Source organism: Xylella taiwanensis, from assembly GCF_013177435.1.
Classification (GTDB): Bacteria; Pseudomonadota; Gammaproteobacteria; order Xanthomonadales; family Xanthomonadaceae; genus Xylella; species Xylella taiwanensis.
Genome location: NZ_CP053627.1, coordinates 1,240,938 through 1,259,468, shown reverse-complemented (window position 1 = coordinate 1,259,468; position 18,531 = coordinate 1,240,938). Strand labels below are relative to the sequence as shown.

Here is an 18,531-nt window from a genome sequence, read left to right as displayed (position 1 = left end):
GGGTTAGTGCTTCCTATAGCGATCGGTTTCAAAGCCTTCAGCGGCCAGCGGCAGCCCAGCGGCCCAGGCGGGCGCGGTGGTCATCAGCGCCGCCAGGTGCCCGGCATTGAAGGCGCTGTGGGTTGCCGCTTCGGTGATGATTTCGTCGTGCACCGTCAGCACGATCTGATACCCGGCGGCCTCAATGCGCGGCATGCAGGCGGCCAGCACGTCACGGCTCACGGCTTGGGTGATGTTCTCGACCAGTTTTCCGCCATAGGTGGCGATCCGGGTCCATTGGCCGGTGGTGGGGTGGGGTCCCATGTAGGACAGCCTCCCGTCCGCATCTACTCTTGCTGCCGGGTAATGGAGCAGGCGTCCGGACGGCAGACGGATACGTAACCAGGCATTGGCATAGTGCAGCTTCAAGCGGCGGCAGGAGCGGACCGTGCCGGGGTGGGTGATGGCCTGTACAGCGGCGGCCTGCACATCACTCCAGAAGGTGACGATCGCTGGGTGGGCCTGACGCCAGGCGCGTTTGAACACATCGCACATCAACCACGCACGCTCGGACAGCTCGAAGGTGGGGCGCTGGGTGTCCCTGGTCCATTCCAGGGCGCGAGCGGCCTCCTGGAGCAGCACCGGCGGCAGCGTGGCGTGGGCCTGTGCGGCCATGTCATCTAGGTCAATGCGGTATAGGGCGGCGAACGCGGCGAAGGCCCCCACCCCGCCGCCATAGCCCAGCGCCAGTTCTTGCACTTTGCCGATGTGGCGCTGCTGCTTGGTCACAGCCTCTTGGGCGATCCCGAAAGATTGGGCGTAGGCCCGCTTGTACAGATCCGGGCCTTGTCGGACCGGCTCCCCCTGGGCATCACGATGCAGGGCGATGGGCGCGCCGCACCGTGCCGCCTCCGTGATGGCCGCGCCGCTATACCACAGCCCATCCACGCCTTGGCAGGTGTCAAAGGCGCTGAAGGCGTGCAGTTTGCCTTGCTCACCGGCCAGCCACGCCAGCACCCGCCCCTCAATAGTGGACAGGTCCGCATTGATTATTGAATGGGCGAGACGCCTCAAAGCCGCCGCACGAGCGCTTTTACGGTGACCAACCAAATCCGCAGGCAGGGAAGTTTGATCGAGGTCACCGTGTCCGACTGTAAACAACAGGAATTCTGCAATGAGCAACCCTGGTGAATTACTGGCCCGTCTTACCCCGGGCACGGTCCGGTACGGCGTGCCCCACGGCGGCACGCCCGATCTCACCGCACAGGACATTGCGCATGGACTGGCGTTAGTGCCTGCCGGTTTAGGGCGTGATGTGCTGGAAGCGTGCTGGTGGCCAGATGGCGCGGCGTTGCGGCGCAGCCACTTACGCGATACGGACGTGGCCCTGGTGGTGCGAGAGATCCAGCGCCAGCAGCAACGCTTGGCCGAAGCACGCACCGATCTAGGCATTGCCAAGGCGTGCTTGGGCTGGAGCGGTCCGGTGACCAGTGCGCAACGTGCCGAACGTGACCGTGCCGCGTTACGGCTGGAGCAGGTCAAAGACAGCCTCTGGCCACAAACGACGTTGGACATGCTGCCCGCCCTGGTCGCGGCGGTCATCTCGGAGATGGCGCAGCCTTCTTTGTGCCCCTCTTGCTATGGCCGGGGGGAACGGCGTGTGGGCGCACTGCTCAAGGTGTGTGATGTCTGTAACGGTAGCGGCGTGGTTGCGATGAGCGACCGCAGACGTGCAGAAGCTATTGGCCGTGATGGATCCAATTACCACAGGGCGTGGTGCGGTGTGTATGAATGGCTGCTGGAGCGAATGCACCACGCGGAACGACAGGCCGCTTTGGAGCTGCACGAGGCATTGCGGAGAGATGCGGTGTAGTGCGCTGGCCGACACGATGGACAATGCGTCACTTGAATGCTTGCACTGTTATTCCCAGTGAACTCTCGTGCTAGGTACCATTTTTTAGTACCATCTCATCCATGAAGCGTAAGCACGCTAAGACCCTCAGCACCATAGACACGCGCCCTGTTTCCGCCAACATCCAATGGCGCGATATTGAAGCACTCTTCTTGGAGCTTGGAGCGACAGTAGAAGAACGTGAAGGGTCTCGTGTGCTGGTGCGGCTGTTCGGTGAACGCCGTGTATTCCACCGGCCCCACCCTTCGCCTAACACTGACAAGGGCGCTGTTGAATCGATCCGAGCTTGGTTGAAATCGAACGGAGTGACACCATGAAAAACATCATGACCATTGAAGGCTTCAAAGCCATCATTACCTATGATCCGGATATCGACATGTTTCGCGGTGAGTTTGTCGGTATCAATGGCGGTGCTGATTTCTATGCCAAAGACCTCAAGGGCCTTCGTCGAGAAGGGGCTATTTCTCTGAAGGTATTTTTGGAAGCCTGCGAAGAAGATGACGTCGAACCACGCAAATCCTACTCAGGGAAGTTCAATGCAAGGATCTCTCCTGAACTCCATGCTTTGGCTTCTGAAGCCGCAGCAGCACAGGGAATCAGTTTGAACCAATTTGTAGAACAGGCGATTCAGCATGAAATCCACATCTGACGAAAGGAATCTCGATGAGCACAGCGGTATTTGCGTCCGTACGTCTCTATGTCAGGAGGGCTTGGGAGGTGGTGTAATTCGGACTTGATGGGTCCGCACTTCCCCCCCTAATCTACGCGCCTGAGTGGTGATCCCGCACATTTGTTTTTGCCGCCATCGCGCGATTTCCCTCCAAGCCCTGTGCACCCGCAGGGCTTTTTTTATTGAGCACAGACCGCCTCCGGGCGGTTTTTTGCGTTGCGGAGAACGGCTATGAACCTAGGAACCGAAGGCATCGCCCTCATCAAATATTTTGAGGGGTGCAAGCTGACCTCGTACAAATGCCCGGGTGGCAAGTGGACCATTGGCTATGGTGATACCGGGCCTAGCGTGGTGCCTGGTTTGAGGATCACCCTAGAGGAAGCCGAAACGCGCTTTCACACCCGGATGTCTAAGGAATTCGTGCCGGGGGTGCGTCGGAGGCTGCGCGTGCCTGTCACCCAATATCAATTCGATGCGCTGGTCTCGCTGGCTTACAACATCGGCTTGGGGAATTTGGGGATCTCAACGTTGCTGCGCAAGCTCAATGCGGGAGATGTCACAGGCGCGGCGGAGCAGTTCCAGGTATGGAACAAAGCAACCAACCCTAAAACGTATGCGGACGTGAATTCATGAATTCGCTGGCGGACTCTTCTATGGCCGAAGTGAAAGCGGCCATTCAGGCTGAGCCGTGGCTCACAGCGGCATTTGAGGTAGGCGAAAACTACATCCGCACCACAGATCGGCGTGTGGGGTTTGCTTTCATCGGTCTACGCCGCAACTTGGACAGCATCAAATCCAAGGCACGCATTCTGCTGCTGTGGGTGGATGAAGCCGAGAGCGTGTCCGAGGCCGCCTGGGAAAAAGCCATTCCGACCGTGCGTGAGGAACATGCGGAAATCTGGGTGACCTGGAACCCGGAACACGCCATCAGCGCGACCCATCTGCGATTTCGCGAACACCCCCCAGAGCGCTGCAAATGCGTGGCGCTCAATTGGCGCGACAACCCGTTTTTTCCGGACGCACTCAACCGTAAACGACTGGAGGACCTCAACAAACGGCCTGACAGCTACGCGCACATTTGGGAAGGCGCGTTTAGAACCTCAATCACAGGCGCGTACTACTCACGCGCCTTGATCGAAGCCAAAGACCAAGGGCGCATTGGCTTTGTTGCCACCGACCCCTTGATGACCCTAAGAGCGTATTGGGACATTGGCGGCACCGGGGCCAAGGCTGACGCCTGCGCCATCTGGATCGCCCAATTGATTGGTACCGAAGTACGTGTATTGGACTACTACGAAGCCATCGGACAGCCGCTGGCCACGCATGTGAACTGGCTGCGCCGCATCGGCACCCCACACTGCATCCTGCCCCACGACGGAGCCACGCACGACAGAGTATTTGCTGTCAGTTACGCAAGCGCCTTAAAACAAGCCGGTTTTGAAGTCGCGGTCATTCCTAACATGGGCCCTGGCGCGGCGGCAGCACGGATTGAAGCCACACGGCGCATGTTTCCAAGTGTCCGCTTCAACGAAACCGCGACCCAAGCCGGAAGGCATGCCTTGAACTTTTACCATGAAAAGCGCGACGCAAACCGCAACATTGGCCTAGGACCGCACCACGATTGGTCCAGCCATGCGGCTGATGCCTTCGGGCTGATAGCGATCGATTACGAAAAGCAGCGTACCCGCGCGGGTGTGCCTGTTAAAAGGATTCAGTACAAAAGCCAATGGCGATGAAGCAAGACGAAGATAAATACCGGCGGATGCGCGAGCGGTTTGCCGATTGCCAGTCCGCCGAAGCGGCGCTGCGGACGCGCGCCCTAGATGATCTCAAATTCATCTGGGTTCCGGGCAGCCAGTGGGACGATAGCTCCCTGGCGAATCGCGACAAGCGCCCGAAATACGAATTTAACAAACTGCGCCAGATGGTGAAGAAGGTCGTCAACGACCTGCGGATGAACACACCCTCCATTAAGATTCGGGCCACCGAAGATGGCGATGCCGCATTGGCCGAACTGCGGCAGGGACTGATACGCAATATTGAAACGCAATCGCGGGCCGACGAAGCCTACGATTGGGGCGGCTTATATGCCGTGAGTGGCGGGTTCGGGGCGTGGCGTGTCAGGACGGCCTACACCGATGATGACTCCTTCGACCAGGACATCCGCATTGAGCGGATTCACAACCCGTTTTCAGTGCACTTTGACCCGCATGCACGTGCTTTGGACCGCTCCGACGCCCGCTTTGCCTTTGTTGAGGAGTCCATCCCACGTGTACGGCCTACACCACTGCCAGCAACAGCAACGCCCGCATTGGCCTGGTATCCGGCCTGGGCTCGCACCTGCTGTCCAACGTCAACTGGAACGTCGCCGGGCGTTCCAGCGCCTACCCGACCGCCCCCGGTCCGCTGCCCAATCCCGGCAGCATCTACACCTTTGGCAACCATCTGAATACCTTCACCGGAACAGATCATGGTAAACGCCTTATCCGTGTTCTGTCCGGCTACGCCAACGGTGACCAGATGGCCGAGCGCTACCGCCAACAACGCCAGCGCAACCAGTGCTCCCCAGGTCATCAGCGGCGTTCCGCAGGCGTATGGATCCGCCGCCTGGACCCCCAGACGGCCACGGCCTATCAACAGGACGCAGACGGCATCGCCCTGACCCCCGCTGATGTGGACGTCATGGATGGCATTGTTAAAAAGGCCATGCGCAATATCGTGAAGGATCGCGCCGACGTGGTAAGCAAACAACACCGGTACATCCTTGATGCATTTGCACAGGGCCCCCTATCAGCAGCAAGAAATACCAATCAGAGTCGTCACCTGTATATATACAGGTGACGACTCTTAAGCTTTAGAGACTAGTTGCGACATTCCAAGCTTCCCATTCCAGGAGTGACGTGGGCCCATGATGGCCGTTCAACCCGTACGGCGCCGGAGCAGTGCCCTGACCGGCACATGAGGAAACCCCGAAAAATCGTTTCCACAGGCACTTTATAAACCAAAATATAATCAATTAGTTAGCGATATTTCGATGATGAGACTTGCAGAAACTAATTGCACATAAATATTTGATATTTAATGTTTTTTCGTAAGATTTAAAGACAGACTTCAGCAAGGCATCTGCATCCCATTGAGCGACTGAAGCAACGTTCATCGCACCTTCCCATTGTCAAGGGAACCGACACATGCTGGTCACCATGCGTACACCGTAAACACCTTGGATTTCAGCGACCAACGCTTGGCTGTCTCCACAGGATCGCGAAACAAACATCTCTCTCACACGCATCCGCTCCGCTGCACTTGCTGCCACACCCAAACACGATATGCATGTTGCAAGCGCTACCGGCCTAATAGAGATGAATCTTGGGGCAAGCGTTGCGCCATGCTGGATGGTACCGAGAGCGGGCGCAACCCGGACTGCTGCTCAACCTCGTTGGCAAGTACCACCAGGATTCTCAACCGTGCGCCATAAAGTTGGGTAAAGCCCGTATGCAGGGGCCGTAATGCCTCAACATAACCGATATCATCGCCCCCCAGGCTGCCCAACAAAGGGCATAACAACAGTAAGTATTTGTCAAGCCGCATCTGGGGACTCTCTGACACGATCACCTGTGCGGCACGCACCAGCCAAGCACACATGCGTTTCCGATACTCAGCCGCCTGGGCATACGCAACCTCGACCTGATCCAGATCCATTTCCGGATTCCACGCCAGTACCAGCACCATCTGAGCAAGCGCGTCCAGTGCTTTCACCTCAGTCCCCAAGGCATACAGCACGTGCAGCAAAAGCCACTGCACGTGTGCCTTCGCGCGCTGCGCTTCCGGCAATGCATGCAATGCCAGCCATAATCGACGTGCGAACACGCCCGGCACATCGTTCAACACCAATGGCCCCTGATCGACACTCAGTAATAGGCACTCGGTGCGCAACGCAAGAGTATCCGGCAGGCTGCCATCGTGCAGCGGACGACACACACCATGGTCAAGTAATGCCAACACCATTTCTAACCAGTAACGCCGCTGCTGTTGTTGCATCCGGCGCTGGCTGGCTTGCTGCCAGGATTCACGTAGCTGTTCCAGTCGGTCGATACATGCCTGGGCATCCAATGTCTCCCAAGGAGGGCGTTGCGCAGCACTAGGATCCAAATCTTCTGCAATCAACAAACCACTACAGAAACGCTGCCAAGAGGCATCGTGGCAAGGCAAGACGGTGTGCGGCGACACGGGTAAATACGGGAGTGCGGTTTGAATGCATAAGGTGGCACTGATCCAATCCGGTGGTAAACGCGGCACGAACAGCGCCTGTACGAGTCGGCGTCGGCAATACCACATCACGGCACCGAGCACACTTAAGCTAGCGATCCCGATACTCGCCCATAGCAGGCCATCGCCATGCAACAACACCCCATGCTCGCGCGCCATGTGCCACAGCGAGCAACAACCAGCAACCACCAACAGCAGCCAGCCAAAAATCAGGCCATACCACTCGCGCTTGGAACGGCGGGACAACGTCAAAGACGAACGTTCCCGAGCATTGAAATCAGTCATGACAGTTCCCCTTAGTCACTACTCGAACACGATGCTATGCCGAGTCATCGGCCAGGGGCGGGCAATTTTAAAAGATGTAAATTTCGATTTATCAACCACTCACTCAATCATGCTGTCTTCCATACGCACCAGAGCGGGCATTGGATTAGGATCACCAAGGCTATTTTCAGACAGGATGCAAAGGCCCGAAGGGCCCTGCAAACTGGCTCAACCCCATACCATCCATTGCTCCACGGCAGCATGCAAGGGTAAAGGCGAAGGAACACAGGCACTACACCACACCGAGCCACCAGAAGCATACTGCAGCCCTCAACCGGCTTTACCCGCTGGTCCGATCAGCCCTTCAACATCACGGGCGGTAATCGAACCGAGGAATTGCTTGGCGACAGTACCATCCGGCGCGATCAAGTAACTCATTGGCAAACCGCGCGGCACAGCGAAGTCTTTAGGCGGGTCGAAGACGTCAACGATAATGATCGGATAATCGACAGAATGCGATCGCAAGAACGCCTGAATCTCCTCCGGCTTACTGTCATCGTAGGCCAGCCCAATCACCTCAACGTCGTTTCGCCGCCGGTGTAACGCGGACAACTCTGGCATTTCCTTCAAACACGGGGCGCACCAGGTAGCCCAGAAATTCACCAAGACCCACTTACCGCGATGTGCAGCCAGGTCGTATTCTTCGCCACCTAACGTCTTGGCGTGCAATACCGGACGCTCAACCGTGCGCTGTTGCGTGGCAGCACCGACCTTCGCTGGGCTGGACACCTGCTGTGCAGTGGACGCAGCCGGCGGTTCAGGCACACGCTGGCAAGCCACGCACAACACAGTGGAAAGGAGACCCAAGATACGTAAGTTCATGCAGTATCTCCGAAGAATTGAGAAAGGCCACTCACCATGCAATGGCTGAAATAGCCCACGCACCCGTCGTCCACAATGATCTAGACAGCGGCCGCAATCCAGTACTCGCACCTCACTGTACAGCAACGCGGAAGGGACGGGAGGACGGGCGACACGTGTCAGGTGCCGGTGTGACAGATCACCCGCGGATGGATCTGCTCCAGATCCTGGGCCCGCCACCCTATATCTGACCTTGGTGATGCAGCAAGTCGGTGTCACACCACGCGGGTACACAGCCTGCAACACTGCATCGTTAAACAATGGCTGCAGCATCGGGATACATCACTCCATCCAAACCATTGCCACATGGGCATGTAGTCGCCGGACGGCCATCACCGCCGGTATATAGCAGAGCCCAGCAGCCAACATATTCACTCGGATCGGCAACGCAATACTAAAGATCAAACATGCCAGTCAGACACCCAACAACACTGGCACCTCGTTCCAGGAGATCCACAACATCATGATTCGCCATGTCGACGCAACACCATAAAAAGGCTTGAGTTCCTGAGCTTGGCATCCGCTTTAACGCAAACCAGGATCGCAATGCATGCTTTCATCTCAACAGCAACACAAACATATCAAGCACCTATGCTATCAATGCCAACCGATAGAAAAAGCATGATGTAATCCGCATCCCTGTTCCACATCCTCTGACACATCACCCACATTCAATATGGCAGCGCAACAGTGTCTGAGCACGCCCCGCACTGACACGAGCAGAACTCCAACACATCCTGATCAACTCCAAGAATATTGGTACACCGCAACAGGCCAGCAGGATTTCAAAAACAACCGGACGCAGGCACGCATCCGTTCCCAAGGCCGCTTGAATCCCAAGCGGCTTCTGGCCGCGGACGCTTCGAGCAAGCCAGCATGATTCATTGTGACCGCAGGACCCGCCAGGAATATCTGGCAGGTACAGCATCGTATTAACTGCTTACTAAAGGGCTTATTGTCAACGTCGACAAAAAGAATGATGCGGACACCTATGCATGAGCCGGTTCAATCTGACGGTATCAAGGCTGTCATTGCGCCACGCCCACATCGCACCTGGAAACACCACGACAGTCGATGGATACTAAGATTATTCGCCGCATCTCCACACACGAGGACAAGCGCACCAGCCGTCATCGTCTATCCGCCTCGTATACCTGTATGTCGAAAGCATGAATGAAAATGTAAACACGGCCCAACCCACACAGGTTACCTTCATGGCCTTGTGCGTAACGTGCTGAACGTTCTGCACCAATGGAGGCATTTGGGATCGCTGGATAAACGCAACTTGCATCCCCAATCGAGAGGCAAACATATCCACCACGCTGTGTCCGGCGCGTACCGGCCATGATCCCGGTGATGACACCTTGCAGTCATCCAGCATTGCTGCCTTGAGTGGACGTTTGTTTGAACGGAACGACGCAATCGTTTTGGAAAATCAGAACGGCCTTGCTACGCACAACCACTGTTTTGGAGTCACACCACTCAATGCCATGTCGTCATGTAGATGGTTATCCACCCAAACCAATAGATGGTTATCCACCCAAACCAACACGGGGCGTACCATTTGACGTCTTCCAAATGCATCCAAAGGGGACATGTCATCACGATGCATCGCTGCCAACCCGATGCAGGCATGTCATGCAGGCGGCGCGCTGCAGTTTTCCAGAGGAGACGGATTCAAACGTGCCACCTGTTTTCAGAGGAACAACGCACCCCGACTTGTGTTTCCAGTTATCACGTTTCACCTGGCACACGCACAGGGACACACACCTAAATCCCAATTGCAGTGGTCATCCTGCAGCGGCAGCTACTGCGCAGCGATCTTGCCATTCCCACCTGCCAAGACAACAGTCCTCCTTTTGGAGTTTCTTGCAGCAGCGCAAGCAACACTGTGTCCATGCGCCTAAATCTGAATCGTGATGCGCACGTCAGGGAACACTTCCACCACACCCAAGCCGGTCTCTATTCCTACGAGAGGTTGCATGATCCAACTTCCTGAAAATCGCGACTGCTTCATGAGTCATGTTCCTTAGGTAAAAACGACTTCGCTTCCCAATGCATTTTTTTATATGCGAATAGAGATGACTCCACCTGCCGCCACATACTGAAGCGGTCAACGTTGCTATGCACATCGTCAGGTACGACTCACTCATCAGGTATACGGCCAAAACGCTCCAAACGCACCAACTTGCATCTGTCTCGCTTCATGACGGGTTTGCACCCTGAACCCGCTACCCCATACCCAACCACACACCATCTCACCATCTCACCATCTCACCATCTCACCATCTCACCATCTCACCATCTCACCATCTCACCATCTCACCATCTCACCATCTCACCATCTCACCATCTCACCAATGTATGATGACGGCACATGAAAGCCATCGACATCTTTGCTGCAGCATTCATCAATACGATGGCGCAGCAAAGTGAAACGCACCAACTCAATGGGTCAGTCCCCTCTATCCAGTACAGCAAGATGCGGCACCTGTATGCACCTTGCCGGGATGACGCATCCGTTTTTCCAACATTGAACTGACTCGCATCCACAATCAAAAGATGATCACTATGACACCCGGCCCAACATCCATATATGTCGTTCGAAAGACGTGTGCCATCTGGATCCACTCATGAACAATCCCACGTTCCCACATCCACATCCGTTCGGCTCCCCGGCAACGATCCGTTGCGAACGCGCCGCTACCGAACTGCGTGCCGGCCGGCCGGTGTTGTTGAACGATGCTCACGAGCGCCAGCATGTAGTCATGGCCCTGGATAGCATGACCGCTCACAGCTTTGCGGTATTTGCCAACGCTGTGGGCAACACGCACTACCTATTCCTGACTCCAATACGTGCCAGCGTGCTCGGCCTAGACGCTCCCCACGGTGCGCGCATCCCACTGGCTGCTCTGTCCTACGACAGCCTGGCCAAACTCGCCTACCTGTGCGAGACCACGCTGCCAGCAGTATGGTCGCCCGGAGATAGGTTAGACGCAGCAGCCACCGAGATCACTCGACTTGCCCTACTACTGCCAGCAGTCGTTGCCGCCGAGTGCACCCCCAGCACCGCACATGCCTTTAAAGATTGCCAAACGCTGGACTTGGCTGACCTCAGCACGGCTACCACGTGCGCCTCCAAAACACCGTACGAACTGGTCACACGTACCCCGGTGCCACTACGTGATCTGGGCATGAGCGAGTTCGTTGTGTTCCGTGGCGGCATGGCTCAACGGGACCAAGTCGCGATCCTGATCGGTCACCCCGACTTGAGCAATGCAGTCCCCGTGCGAGTGCATTCGTCGTGTCTGACCGGCGACCTCTTTGGCTCGCTCAAATGTGACTGCGGCGACCAATTGCGCCACAGTCTGGCCAAGCTCAAAGCGCTGGGTGGCGGTGTGCTGTTGTACTTGGACCAAGAAGGACGCGGTAACGGCATCGCCGCAAAAATACGCGCCTACAACTACCAACACGCAGGACTAGACACAATCGACGCCGATGCACAGCTCGGATTCGGTCCGGACGAGCGCCGCTACACTGGCGCAGCAATGATGCTGCGCGCACTAGGCATCACCCGAGTGCAACTGCTATCCAATAATCCCACCAAAGCAGAGCGCCTGCGCGCGGCAGGAATCACCATTGAGGAACGCATCCCGGTGACAGGACAGATCACCAAACAGAACGAACGTTACCTGCGTACCAAAGCGAGCCGCGCCGGCCACGATCTGGACGTAGATGCGTTGATCATGACATCACAGACACGTAAAGACCGGTTGGATAGCGTGGACTGTGATGCTGTAAAACCCATCGCAAAAACCGGCCACCTATAACCGACAATCTCCAACACCCCGCAACCGCAATGAGCACACCGGAAACGGAAACGCGCCTGTTATCCCTGAACCAGACAGTGACGCCTCTTGGAAAAACGCCACATCTACAGGACACCTTAGCCGCCGTACCACGGCTTCACATTTAGGGGGCAAGCGTGACGCCTGCTGGCTGTCAAGCAAAATTCACTGAACCACATACACGGCCATGTGGAGCACACAGACGCTATCTCTCAAGCAGACATGAGAGCAGGTGCCCTCTTCCGGTGCGGCCACAGACACTTTCACAAAAAAATCCGGACACGACACCCAGCAGCGCTGACAATCACCCTGCAAACAAACCTGCAATATGCTGCCAACACACGGAAGACACCCGCCTCAGTCACTGGACGCAGTACCGTGACCACATCCTGATCACCGGACACTGGAGTTGCTGACCCAGTGAACGCTGGCGATGCGACACATCCAGTCCCACATCAAACCTCTGCAGCATACGCTGCACGGCCACCGGACAGTGCTCCACAGCGGCTCGCAAATCCATCGATGGCAACCGGCCTAGCAACACAAGAAACAAGATGAAAGCACTATGGTGTCACGCTCACCGCTGCAGCAACGATGCAACACCACAACACTAGGACTGGACACAACCGGCACGATGCACCACAACACACCCTCAGACGCCGCCGCTCTCTGCCAAAGTACAAGCCACTGTGGCTGCGCATTGACCGCACCGTAAAGCGAGGCAGGTTGCATGACTGGCCATACGGACACAAACGCATCACAGAGTACCGCTGCACACACCCGGAACAGGTATGAGAAACGCCTCTTACAGCGTTGCAGCGCGCCATCATTCACAGCCAAGCAGGCCCCCAATAGCCAATGCGTTTACGCAGTTTGAACTTACGCCAGAGATTCAACGGCTTCGGGCGACGATTACGCCCTCCCTCAGCAACGAACACCTCGATTGCCTCAAGCACACGCTCACTAGAACGACCATCTCGGTATGGATGGATCGCATCTGCATACGTGCGGATCGCAGCCATCACGTCCGGTGGTCGGGATAACGCACGCCGGATTGCCGGCTCGAACTGAGTCGGGTCATCAATATCGATCAGTTGCGGCCCAGGATTTCTGTTTTTGAAAGTCACCACTGGCTTGTAGGTCAACAGGAATTCGTTAAGCGCCGAAGAAGTATCCGAACACATCATGTCGACATGCGGAAACAGCTCAAGAATATTATCGTTATCGGCAAAATGCAGATAATCACTCTCCAAAGCACGATAGCGCGCAACGACATCTGGGCTCATCTTCGGATGGAAAGTCACAATCCAGCGCCACTGACCACGCAACGACAGACGCTTGACCTCATCGTAAAGGAGGCCAGCCGCACTCCACGACGGCGAAAACGTGGAATGGTAGAGAATCACCGGCGGCTGGCGTACTGAAGGCAGTGTTTCACCCATCCTGGCCATAAACGGATCGAGCTTCGGCCAGCCGGTCTCTTTCACTGTAAAGTGGCCGAGTGTACGGGCCAGCTCACCGAATGCAGCGGTGTCACGCAGGCCAGTGGTGCAATACAGGTCAAAGAAACCACGGCTATAGACATGGCGCGGCTTGCCCGCATTAAAGCCATGAAAAACCTCGACCTTCACCCCTGGGAAAAAGTGCGGCACCGCGTTACTACTCGTGATCACTGCATATGGCTTCCAGGCACGCACCTGCGCCACACTGAGCAGCGGCTCGTCAGCCGTAAGGTCCGCCGCACCTGGACCATCAAAAAACCATGCTACTTCGTCGCCACGTGCACGAATCGCTGCCTGCAGTGGACGCAGGATCGCCAGTGCATAGCGTTCCGATCCGTACAACAGATAATGCTTCTTGCTCATTCATGCTCCAGACGATGCTTACACAAGTGTGCGTGTGCTTGTTGAATCGAGTCAGGATTGCGCAACATCTCGTAGTAACGCATCCGCTTGTAGAGGGCATAACTGGCAGCCGTCTGCGCCACCACGAAACCACGCCAGCCATCGAGCATCGCCAAGCGGAGCACATAATCCTTTAAGAAAGCAGCCACAAAGACCAATGGAGCCTGCCACATGCGCGCAGCCTGCGCCTTGCTATGCCAATCCAATGCTTTTAACTCGGCATAGCGCAACACCTTCAAGTATTTGTGCACCAGCGTCGGATTGTGCAGATGATTGAACGGGGCCATGAACTCGGCACTGGGAGCATCGAAGCGCAGCGATTCATGGACACGCACTTCACTCCAACGGGCACGGTCACGATGATAGAGCCGGGCGAGGCGCTCACCCACCATCGGCCGGTACCAACGCATCGGCGCTCCCATGTACCAGGTACTGCGGCGCAGCCAAATGGCGGCCAGCCGGTCTTCCGCCAGTAGCGCCGGCAAGCGTCGTAAACATTCGGCTCGCAATGTGTCCGAAAGGAATTCGTCAGCATCAAGTACCAGGATCCAATCGTACGCCGCTTGCCCAGAAGCAAAGTTGCGCTGCGGCCCGAACCCCAGCCACGGTTGCTCGATGACGCGGGCGCCATGAGCGCGTGCGATCGCCACGGTGTCATCCGCGCTGCCGCAATCCACTACAAGTTTCTCAGAGACAAACGGCACGCTGTCCAGGCAGCGAGCAATATTAGCCGCTTCGTTGTAGGTCATCACCACCAGACTCATCGGTAACAGTACAGCCGCCTCTGACTGGGGCGTGTGATCCTCTCGCTCGATTCGCATCTGTACTCTTTATCCGCTTGTTCTAGTAAGCCACCGGCATTATAGAGACCGCTGCGCGCTCACCTCACGCAACGCCAAACCAATACACAGGCCAACCGCCACCGCATAGAAACTCGTGCTGACCTGATGCGCAAACATCGACTGAGTCATACCACATAAAATGTAGGCCACCACCAGCATCATCCCCGTCGCCGCCGGACCATGGAAGCGCTTACGGCCACTCGCCCAGTAAAGACGTAGTAATAATGCAAACGGCACACCGTAAATCGCCAGGATCACCAGTAATCCAGGCACCCCCTGGGTCGCGGCCCATTCGGCCAGATCATTGTGGGCGTGCCGCAGATGGCAACGCGCCAACCACACACCACTACGGCACACTGGTAACAGAGTCATCGCACGATCGAAGTGACCGATACCAACACCCGTCAAGGGCTTGCTCAAGAACGTGGCATAGGCCACTTGAAGACGCTCCAGACGCGCGCCTGTAGAAGAATCGCTGTCACCACTCTCCAGACGGTGCATGTCGGCCTTCAGTTCGATCAACCGCATCTGTTCAGTGAGCTGCGGTACCCCCCAAGCCAACGTACTGCCTCCCAGCACCAAACCAGCGAGCAGCAGCAGGCGGACACGCAAGCTGGCCCAACGTACGCTCAGAGCCAACATAAACAACACCACGGCCATTGCCAGCAAAACCCCACGGCTACCGCTGAGCACGATCACGACACCGCAAGCAAGTAACACCAGCGACGGCAGCAACCAACATCCCTTAGGGCGCGCAAACACCACCACGATTGCCAGAGCCATGGTGAGATCGGCAAGCACAATGGCATTACCCCAACCTTCGGCACGTGTGTCGCCACGCCATATCTGAACCACGGCCAGCAGCAGAACCCCAAACACACCCAAAGCCGCGCCACCCCAGAACCATTGCTGGCGCGGTCGCAACGCATAAACCCACAAAACAGACCAGGGCAACAGCAGGAAGCGTGTCCTGCTATCCAAATCACGCAGTTCCAGATGCGTGACCATAATAGACAGTGCCGACAGGACCAACACACCCAGCGCCAATACAAACAAAATACGCAGCGGCACCGCAATTTCCGACGCGGTACGACGCAATTGGTCGAAACACAGCAAACTCGTCGTCGTCAACACTAAGCCAAAAGGGGCAAGCCCGGCTGGCAGGGTGATGGCTAGAGCACCGAATAACAACAGGCCAATCTCAGCACCCATGCGCGTCCAAGCCAAGCCACCTGGGGGTTTTAGCATTGTAAACGTCGTCAACAGAGGGGATCCAGGTTAGCGTGCAATATCCATGGTATAGGCACTCAGGCAAGGTCGCCTACTCTTAACTATGGCAATAGAAAATCGTAGATACGATCAGTGGTATTTGGAACAGAGATGGTACTGCGACCTGGCAAAGGGCAGCCCCCCTTAGCGTAGGTGGAGACGGTCGCACCGTGGCACTGGAGGTGGCGTATTGCCCACCACAGCCAAGCCCTGATGGCGCACCGTAGACGTTCTCTCCCCTCGCCAGCATCGCTCACAACACCCCCGTGACATCGCATCGGATCACACCGTCATCGACCACTTCCACACGTCGTTCATCTTTAGTATCCAGTTGCAATCGTGGCGCGTGGCGCATGACAGGTTGGGATACAAGCAGGTCATGATCGCTGCTGCACCTGTTACGGCCATCCAATGCCCGGTTGACCGGGGTTTCAGTGCGATTGGCAACATCGCCTGAATATTTCCTAAAGATCACGCCATTGTCGAATTCGATGTGCCGGTAACAGTCACGTGCAGTCACAACACCGTGGTGCTCGGGCCCAGCAGAAAGATTCGCTACGTACTCACCAAATCGATGATTTGATCCAGCAAGACGCAAAAAATGACAAATGATTGCTCCACATGCCACTGCAACTCCTCAGGGTTGGAGCACTGACCCACATCGGCCATGTTCCGAGCAAGCCAACCCACACTTGTGCCATGCCACAAAGGCTGGCAAGAGATTACTCACCACACCCTCCCCACCATGCCAACGTCATTGCGCTTCCACAGCTGCGCAAGGCCACACCCCAGCAAAACGCAACATATCTGATCTGAAAATAGTGTGCGGGTTCAGCCAGCCACACTGTTGCTGCATCGCTCCATCTTCAGCATCGCAATCACATGCCTTGATCAATCGAATTCCATTACAAGGAGATTAAGCTCACTTACAGACAGTATCACTATCTTATCCGTAATTGAAAGCGGAACGAACACATCGCATCGAATGTAAGCGCTATATCTGCTCCCTGTCATCCGGGCACATTTTACGTGAGCAAACTTTTCGAACGCATCCGCGAGGCTCGCCGTATGTCCGGTCTGACCCAAGAAGCGTTGGCTGGTGAGCTTGGAGTCTCGCGCAGTGCAGTTGCCCAGTGGGAGATGGAGCAAGGTACCGCACCGTCTGTGGAGAATCTGATTCGCTTGGCGCGCCGTAGTGGTCTGTCGTTCGAATATCTGGCCACAGGACGTGGCGAGCCTTACTACGGTCCATCAGTGAGCGCTATCGCTGAACCAGTGCCGGCCTACCAGAAGTTCGATCCACAACAGAAACAGTTGCTAGAGCAGTTCGCCAAACTCACGCCGCGGCAACGCCACGGGCTGCTCGAGTTGCTCACTACCCCGTTTGACACGCGCCGCCGCTGAAGCCAGAACATGATTCAATAGCATTTCGCGCCCCTCCCCCGTCATGCTTCGATGAATCAGCTGCCACCTTCCCTGGTTAGATTTCTCCGCTCACAATCGTCCCCCCCACCAACCGCCACCGCATCTACCAACAATGCACCGTTGCTTGAAACCGGAATAGCAACACCGCCTTCTGAAACCACGCCCCAGCCGGCCTCCTCGCACATACCAAACGCAAACGCTGCGGAGACACCGACCTTTGCACATCCGATACAAAACGTCTTGGCGACGCAGCGCAGCCGATATCTGTACGGTCTGCTGATCGCCATCTTAACCCTTACACTGGTCTTGCAGGTGTTACTCGCTGACCGCGCACGCCTCGCCGGCGATGCGGCGTGGCGGCCATTGCTTAACAAACTCTGCATCGTGTTGCGGTGCTCACTGCCGGCTTGGCATGAACCGACAGCCTTTACGATGCTACAACGTAGCGTCCAGCCGCTGCCTGGATACCCCGGTGTACTGCAAATCCAAGCCAGCTTCCGCAATGATGCACGCTGGGATCAGGCTTGGCCGTACTTGCAACTATCACTGTCCGACGCCGATGGCAAAGTGATCGGCAGCAACACTTTCACACCGGGTGAGTATCTGGGTCACCCTCCGCATCCCAAGGAGAGGCTGGCCCCCGGTCAAGGCGCGCATATCACTTTCCGCGTACATGAGCCGGAAGCAAACACGGCTGCTTTCACCTTCGAATTCCGCTAAAACACACATGGCAGAAGCAATGGTCACGCGCTAGACTTCCCCTCCGCAAAGCGCCCGCCCGACGTCCCAAGCCCGGAAATGTCCGTTGAACGTAGTACCCTCCCGTCCTGAAGTCAGCCGTGGCACCTCAAAGTCCCCCCTACGTGAACATGTAGCTCAGGCGGTCCGCCGTTATCTGCGCGATCTCGACGGCTGCGATGCCAACGATCTCTATGGCATGGTGCTGCGCGAAATGGAGATTCCCCTATTTGTGGAAGCGTTGAACCATTGTGAAGGCAATCAGAGCCGTGCTGCTGCACTGCTTGGCATTCATCGCGCCACGCTGCGGAAGAAACTCAAGGAGTACGGATTAATCTGAGGTGTTCTGGATGTGAAGGCCAGAGGCCGCATTAACGAGTGATGATGAGGCCATGCAGATGTGACCAACAGGTCGGTACGCGTCCGTCATCCATGAGGCAAGCGCCGGGAACAGCCGATTGATGAGGATCAACGGAAACAGAGCAGACCACGA

18 protein-coding genes and 1 pseudogene are annotated in these 18,531 nt (G+C 56.4%); 12 read left to right on the top strand and 7 right to left on the bottom strand.

Annotated features, from left to right (window positions below):
• Positions 1–3: 3 nt before the first annotated feature.
• Entirely contained in the window at positions 4–1,197 is a 1,194-nt protein-coding gene (locus tag PLS229_RS12255) for a DNA polymerase family A protein (RefSeq protein WP_230428203.1), read from the bottom strand.
• Between PLS229_RS12255 and PLS229_RS05325 the strand changes: the two genes are divergently transcribed.
• The 7 genes and pseudogenes from PLS229_RS05325 (at position 1,154) to PLS229_RS05295 (ending at position 5,402) form a co-directional block, all read left to right on the top strand.
• Complete coding sequence (locus PLS229_RS05325; RefSeq protein ID WP_114867108.1) at positions 1,154–1,852, top strand: hypothetical protein; 699 nt, start codon at positions 1,154–1,156, stop codon at positions 1,850–1,852. The two genes, PLS229_RS12255 and PLS229_RS05325, sit on opposite strands and share 44 nt — an antisense overlap.
• Positions 1,853–1,953: 101 nt before the next feature.
• Positions 1,954–2,208: a type II toxin-antitoxin system HicA family toxin gene (locus tag PLS229_RS05320; RefSeq protein WP_038273324.1), complete on the top strand. Its 255-nt coding sequence runs from the start codon at positions 1,954–1,956 to the stop codon at positions 2,206–2,208.
• Positions 2,205–2,540 (top strand): type II toxin-antitoxin system HicB family antitoxin, encoded by a 336-nt coding sequence (locus PLS229_RS05315; protein ID WP_038273322.1) that lies wholly within the window; start codon positions 2,205–2,207, stop codon positions 2,538–2,540. Before PLS229_RS05320 ends, PLS229_RS05315 begins: the two co-directional genes overlap by 4 nt.
• A 252-nt stretch (positions 2,541–2,792) precedes the next feature.
• A pseudogene (locus tag PLS229_RS05310) lies at positions 2,793–3,158 on the top strand (lysozyme); the annotation flags it as partial.
• A 32-nt stretch (positions 3,159–3,190) separates the two neighbouring features.
• Positions 3,191–4,297 carry a phage terminase large subunit gene (locus PLS229_RS05305; RefSeq protein ID WP_114867106.1) on the top strand — a complete coding sequence of 369 codons (1,107 nt, stop codon included), beginning with the start codon at positions 3,191–3,193 and terminating at the stop codon, positions 4,295–4,297.
• Positions 4,294–5,010, top strand: coding sequence for a portal protein (locus tag PLS229_RS05300; protein ID WP_160165226.1), 717 nt, complete (start codon positions 4,294–4,296; stop codon positions 5,008–5,010). The genes PLS229_RS05305 and PLS229_RS05300 overlap by 4 nt, the downstream gene beginning before the upstream one ends.
• Positions 5,011–5,081: 71 nt before the next feature.
• Entirely contained in the window at positions 5,082–5,402 is a 321-nt protein-coding gene (locus PLS229_RS05295; protein ID WP_038272832.1) for a hypothetical protein, read from the top strand.
• A 501-nt stretch (positions 5,403–5,903) separates the two neighbouring features.
• Here the strand turns inward: PLS229_RS05295 and PLS229_RS05290 are convergent.
• Together PLS229_RS05290 and PLS229_RS05285 are read right to left on the bottom strand one after the other, a co-directional pair.
• Positions 5,904–7,112, bottom strand: coding sequence for a hypothetical protein (locus PLS229_RS05290; protein ID WP_038272829.1), 1,209 nt, complete (start codon positions 7,110–7,112; stop codon positions 5,904–5,906).
• A 309-nt stretch (positions 7,113–7,421) separates the two neighbouring features.
• Positions 7,422–7,973 carry a TlpA family protein disulfide reductase gene (locus PLS229_RS05285; RefSeq protein ID WP_038272837.1) on the bottom strand — a complete coding sequence of 184 codons (552 nt, stop codon included), beginning with the start codon at positions 7,971–7,973 and terminating at the stop codon, positions 7,422–7,424.
• Between the two features lie 2,416 nt (positions 7,974–10,389).
• Between PLS229_RS05285 and PLS229_RS05280 the strand changes: the two genes are divergently transcribed.
• The gene (locus PLS229_RS05280) at positions 10,390–10,554 is read left to right on the top strand and encodes a hypothetical protein (protein ID WP_160165225.1); all 165 of its coding nucleotides are present in this window, start codon (positions 10,390–10,392) and stop codon (positions 10,552–10,554) included.
• 91 nt (positions 10,555–10,645) lie between these two features.
• Positions 10,646–11,842: a GTP cyclohydrolase II RibA gene (gene ribA, locus PLS229_RS05275; RefSeq protein WP_038272824.1), complete on the top strand. Its 1,197-nt coding sequence runs from the start codon at positions 10,646–10,648 to the stop codon at positions 11,840–11,842.
• Between the two features lie 848 nt (positions 11,843–12,690).
• On the opposite strand, the gene PLS229_RS05270 is transcribed toward ribA, so the two are convergent.
• The 4 genes from PLS229_RS05270 to PLS229_RS05255 all read right to left on the bottom strand — a co-directional run bounded on the left by PLS229_RS05270 (position 12,691) and on the right by PLS229_RS05255 (position 16,395).
• The gene (locus tag PLS229_RS05270) at positions 12,691–13,725 is read right to left on the bottom strand and encodes a CDP-glycerol glycerophosphotransferase family protein (protein WP_038272823.1); all 1,035 of its coding nucleotides are present in this window, start codon (positions 13,723–13,725) and stop codon (positions 12,691–12,693) included.
• Positions 13,722–14,585 carry a glycosyltransferase family 2 protein gene (locus PLS229_RS05265; protein ID WP_051482381.1) on the bottom strand — a complete coding sequence of 288 codons (864 nt, stop codon included), beginning with the start codon at positions 14,583–14,585 and terminating at the stop codon, positions 13,722–13,724. Before PLS229_RS05265 ends, PLS229_RS05270 begins: the two co-directional genes overlap by 4 nt.
• 39 nt (positions 14,586–14,624) lie before the next feature.
• Positions 14,625–15,854, bottom strand: a complete 1,230-nt coding sequence (locus PLS229_RS05260) for an O-antigen ligase family protein (protein WP_038272822.1) — start codon at positions 15,852–15,854, stop codon at positions 14,625–14,627.
• Positions 15,855–16,128: 274 nt separating this feature from the next.
• Positions 16,129–16,395 (bottom strand): hypothetical protein, encoded by a 267-nt coding sequence (locus tag PLS229_RS05255; RefSeq protein WP_114867105.1) that lies wholly within the window; start codon positions 16,393–16,395, stop codon positions 16,129–16,131.
• Between the two features lie 509 nt (positions 16,396–16,904).
• Between PLS229_RS05255 and PLS229_RS05250 the strand changes: the two genes are divergently transcribed.
• The 3 genes from PLS229_RS05250 (at position 16,905) to fis (ending at position 18,378) form a co-directional block, all read left to right on the top strand.
• On the top strand, positions 16,905–17,279 hold the full coding sequence (locus PLS229_RS05250) for a helix-turn-helix domain-containing protein (RefSeq protein ID WP_038272819.1): 375 nt from the start codon (positions 16,905–16,907) through the stop codon (positions 17,277–17,279).
• A 51-nt stretch (positions 17,280–17,330) separates the two neighbouring features.
• Positions 17,331–18,020, top strand: coding sequence for a DUF3426 domain-containing protein (locus tag PLS229_RS05245; protein ID WP_038272817.1), 690 nt, complete (start codon positions 17,331–17,333; stop codon positions 18,018–18,020).
• 85 nt (positions 18,021–18,105) lie between these two features.
• Positions 18,106–18,378 carry a DNA-binding transcriptional regulator Fis gene (fis, locus tag PLS229_RS05240; protein WP_038272815.1) on the top strand — a complete coding sequence of 91 codons (273 nt, stop codon included), beginning with the start codon at positions 18,106–18,108 and terminating at the stop codon, positions 18,376–18,378.
• Positions 18,379–18,531 lie beyond the last annotated feature (153 nt).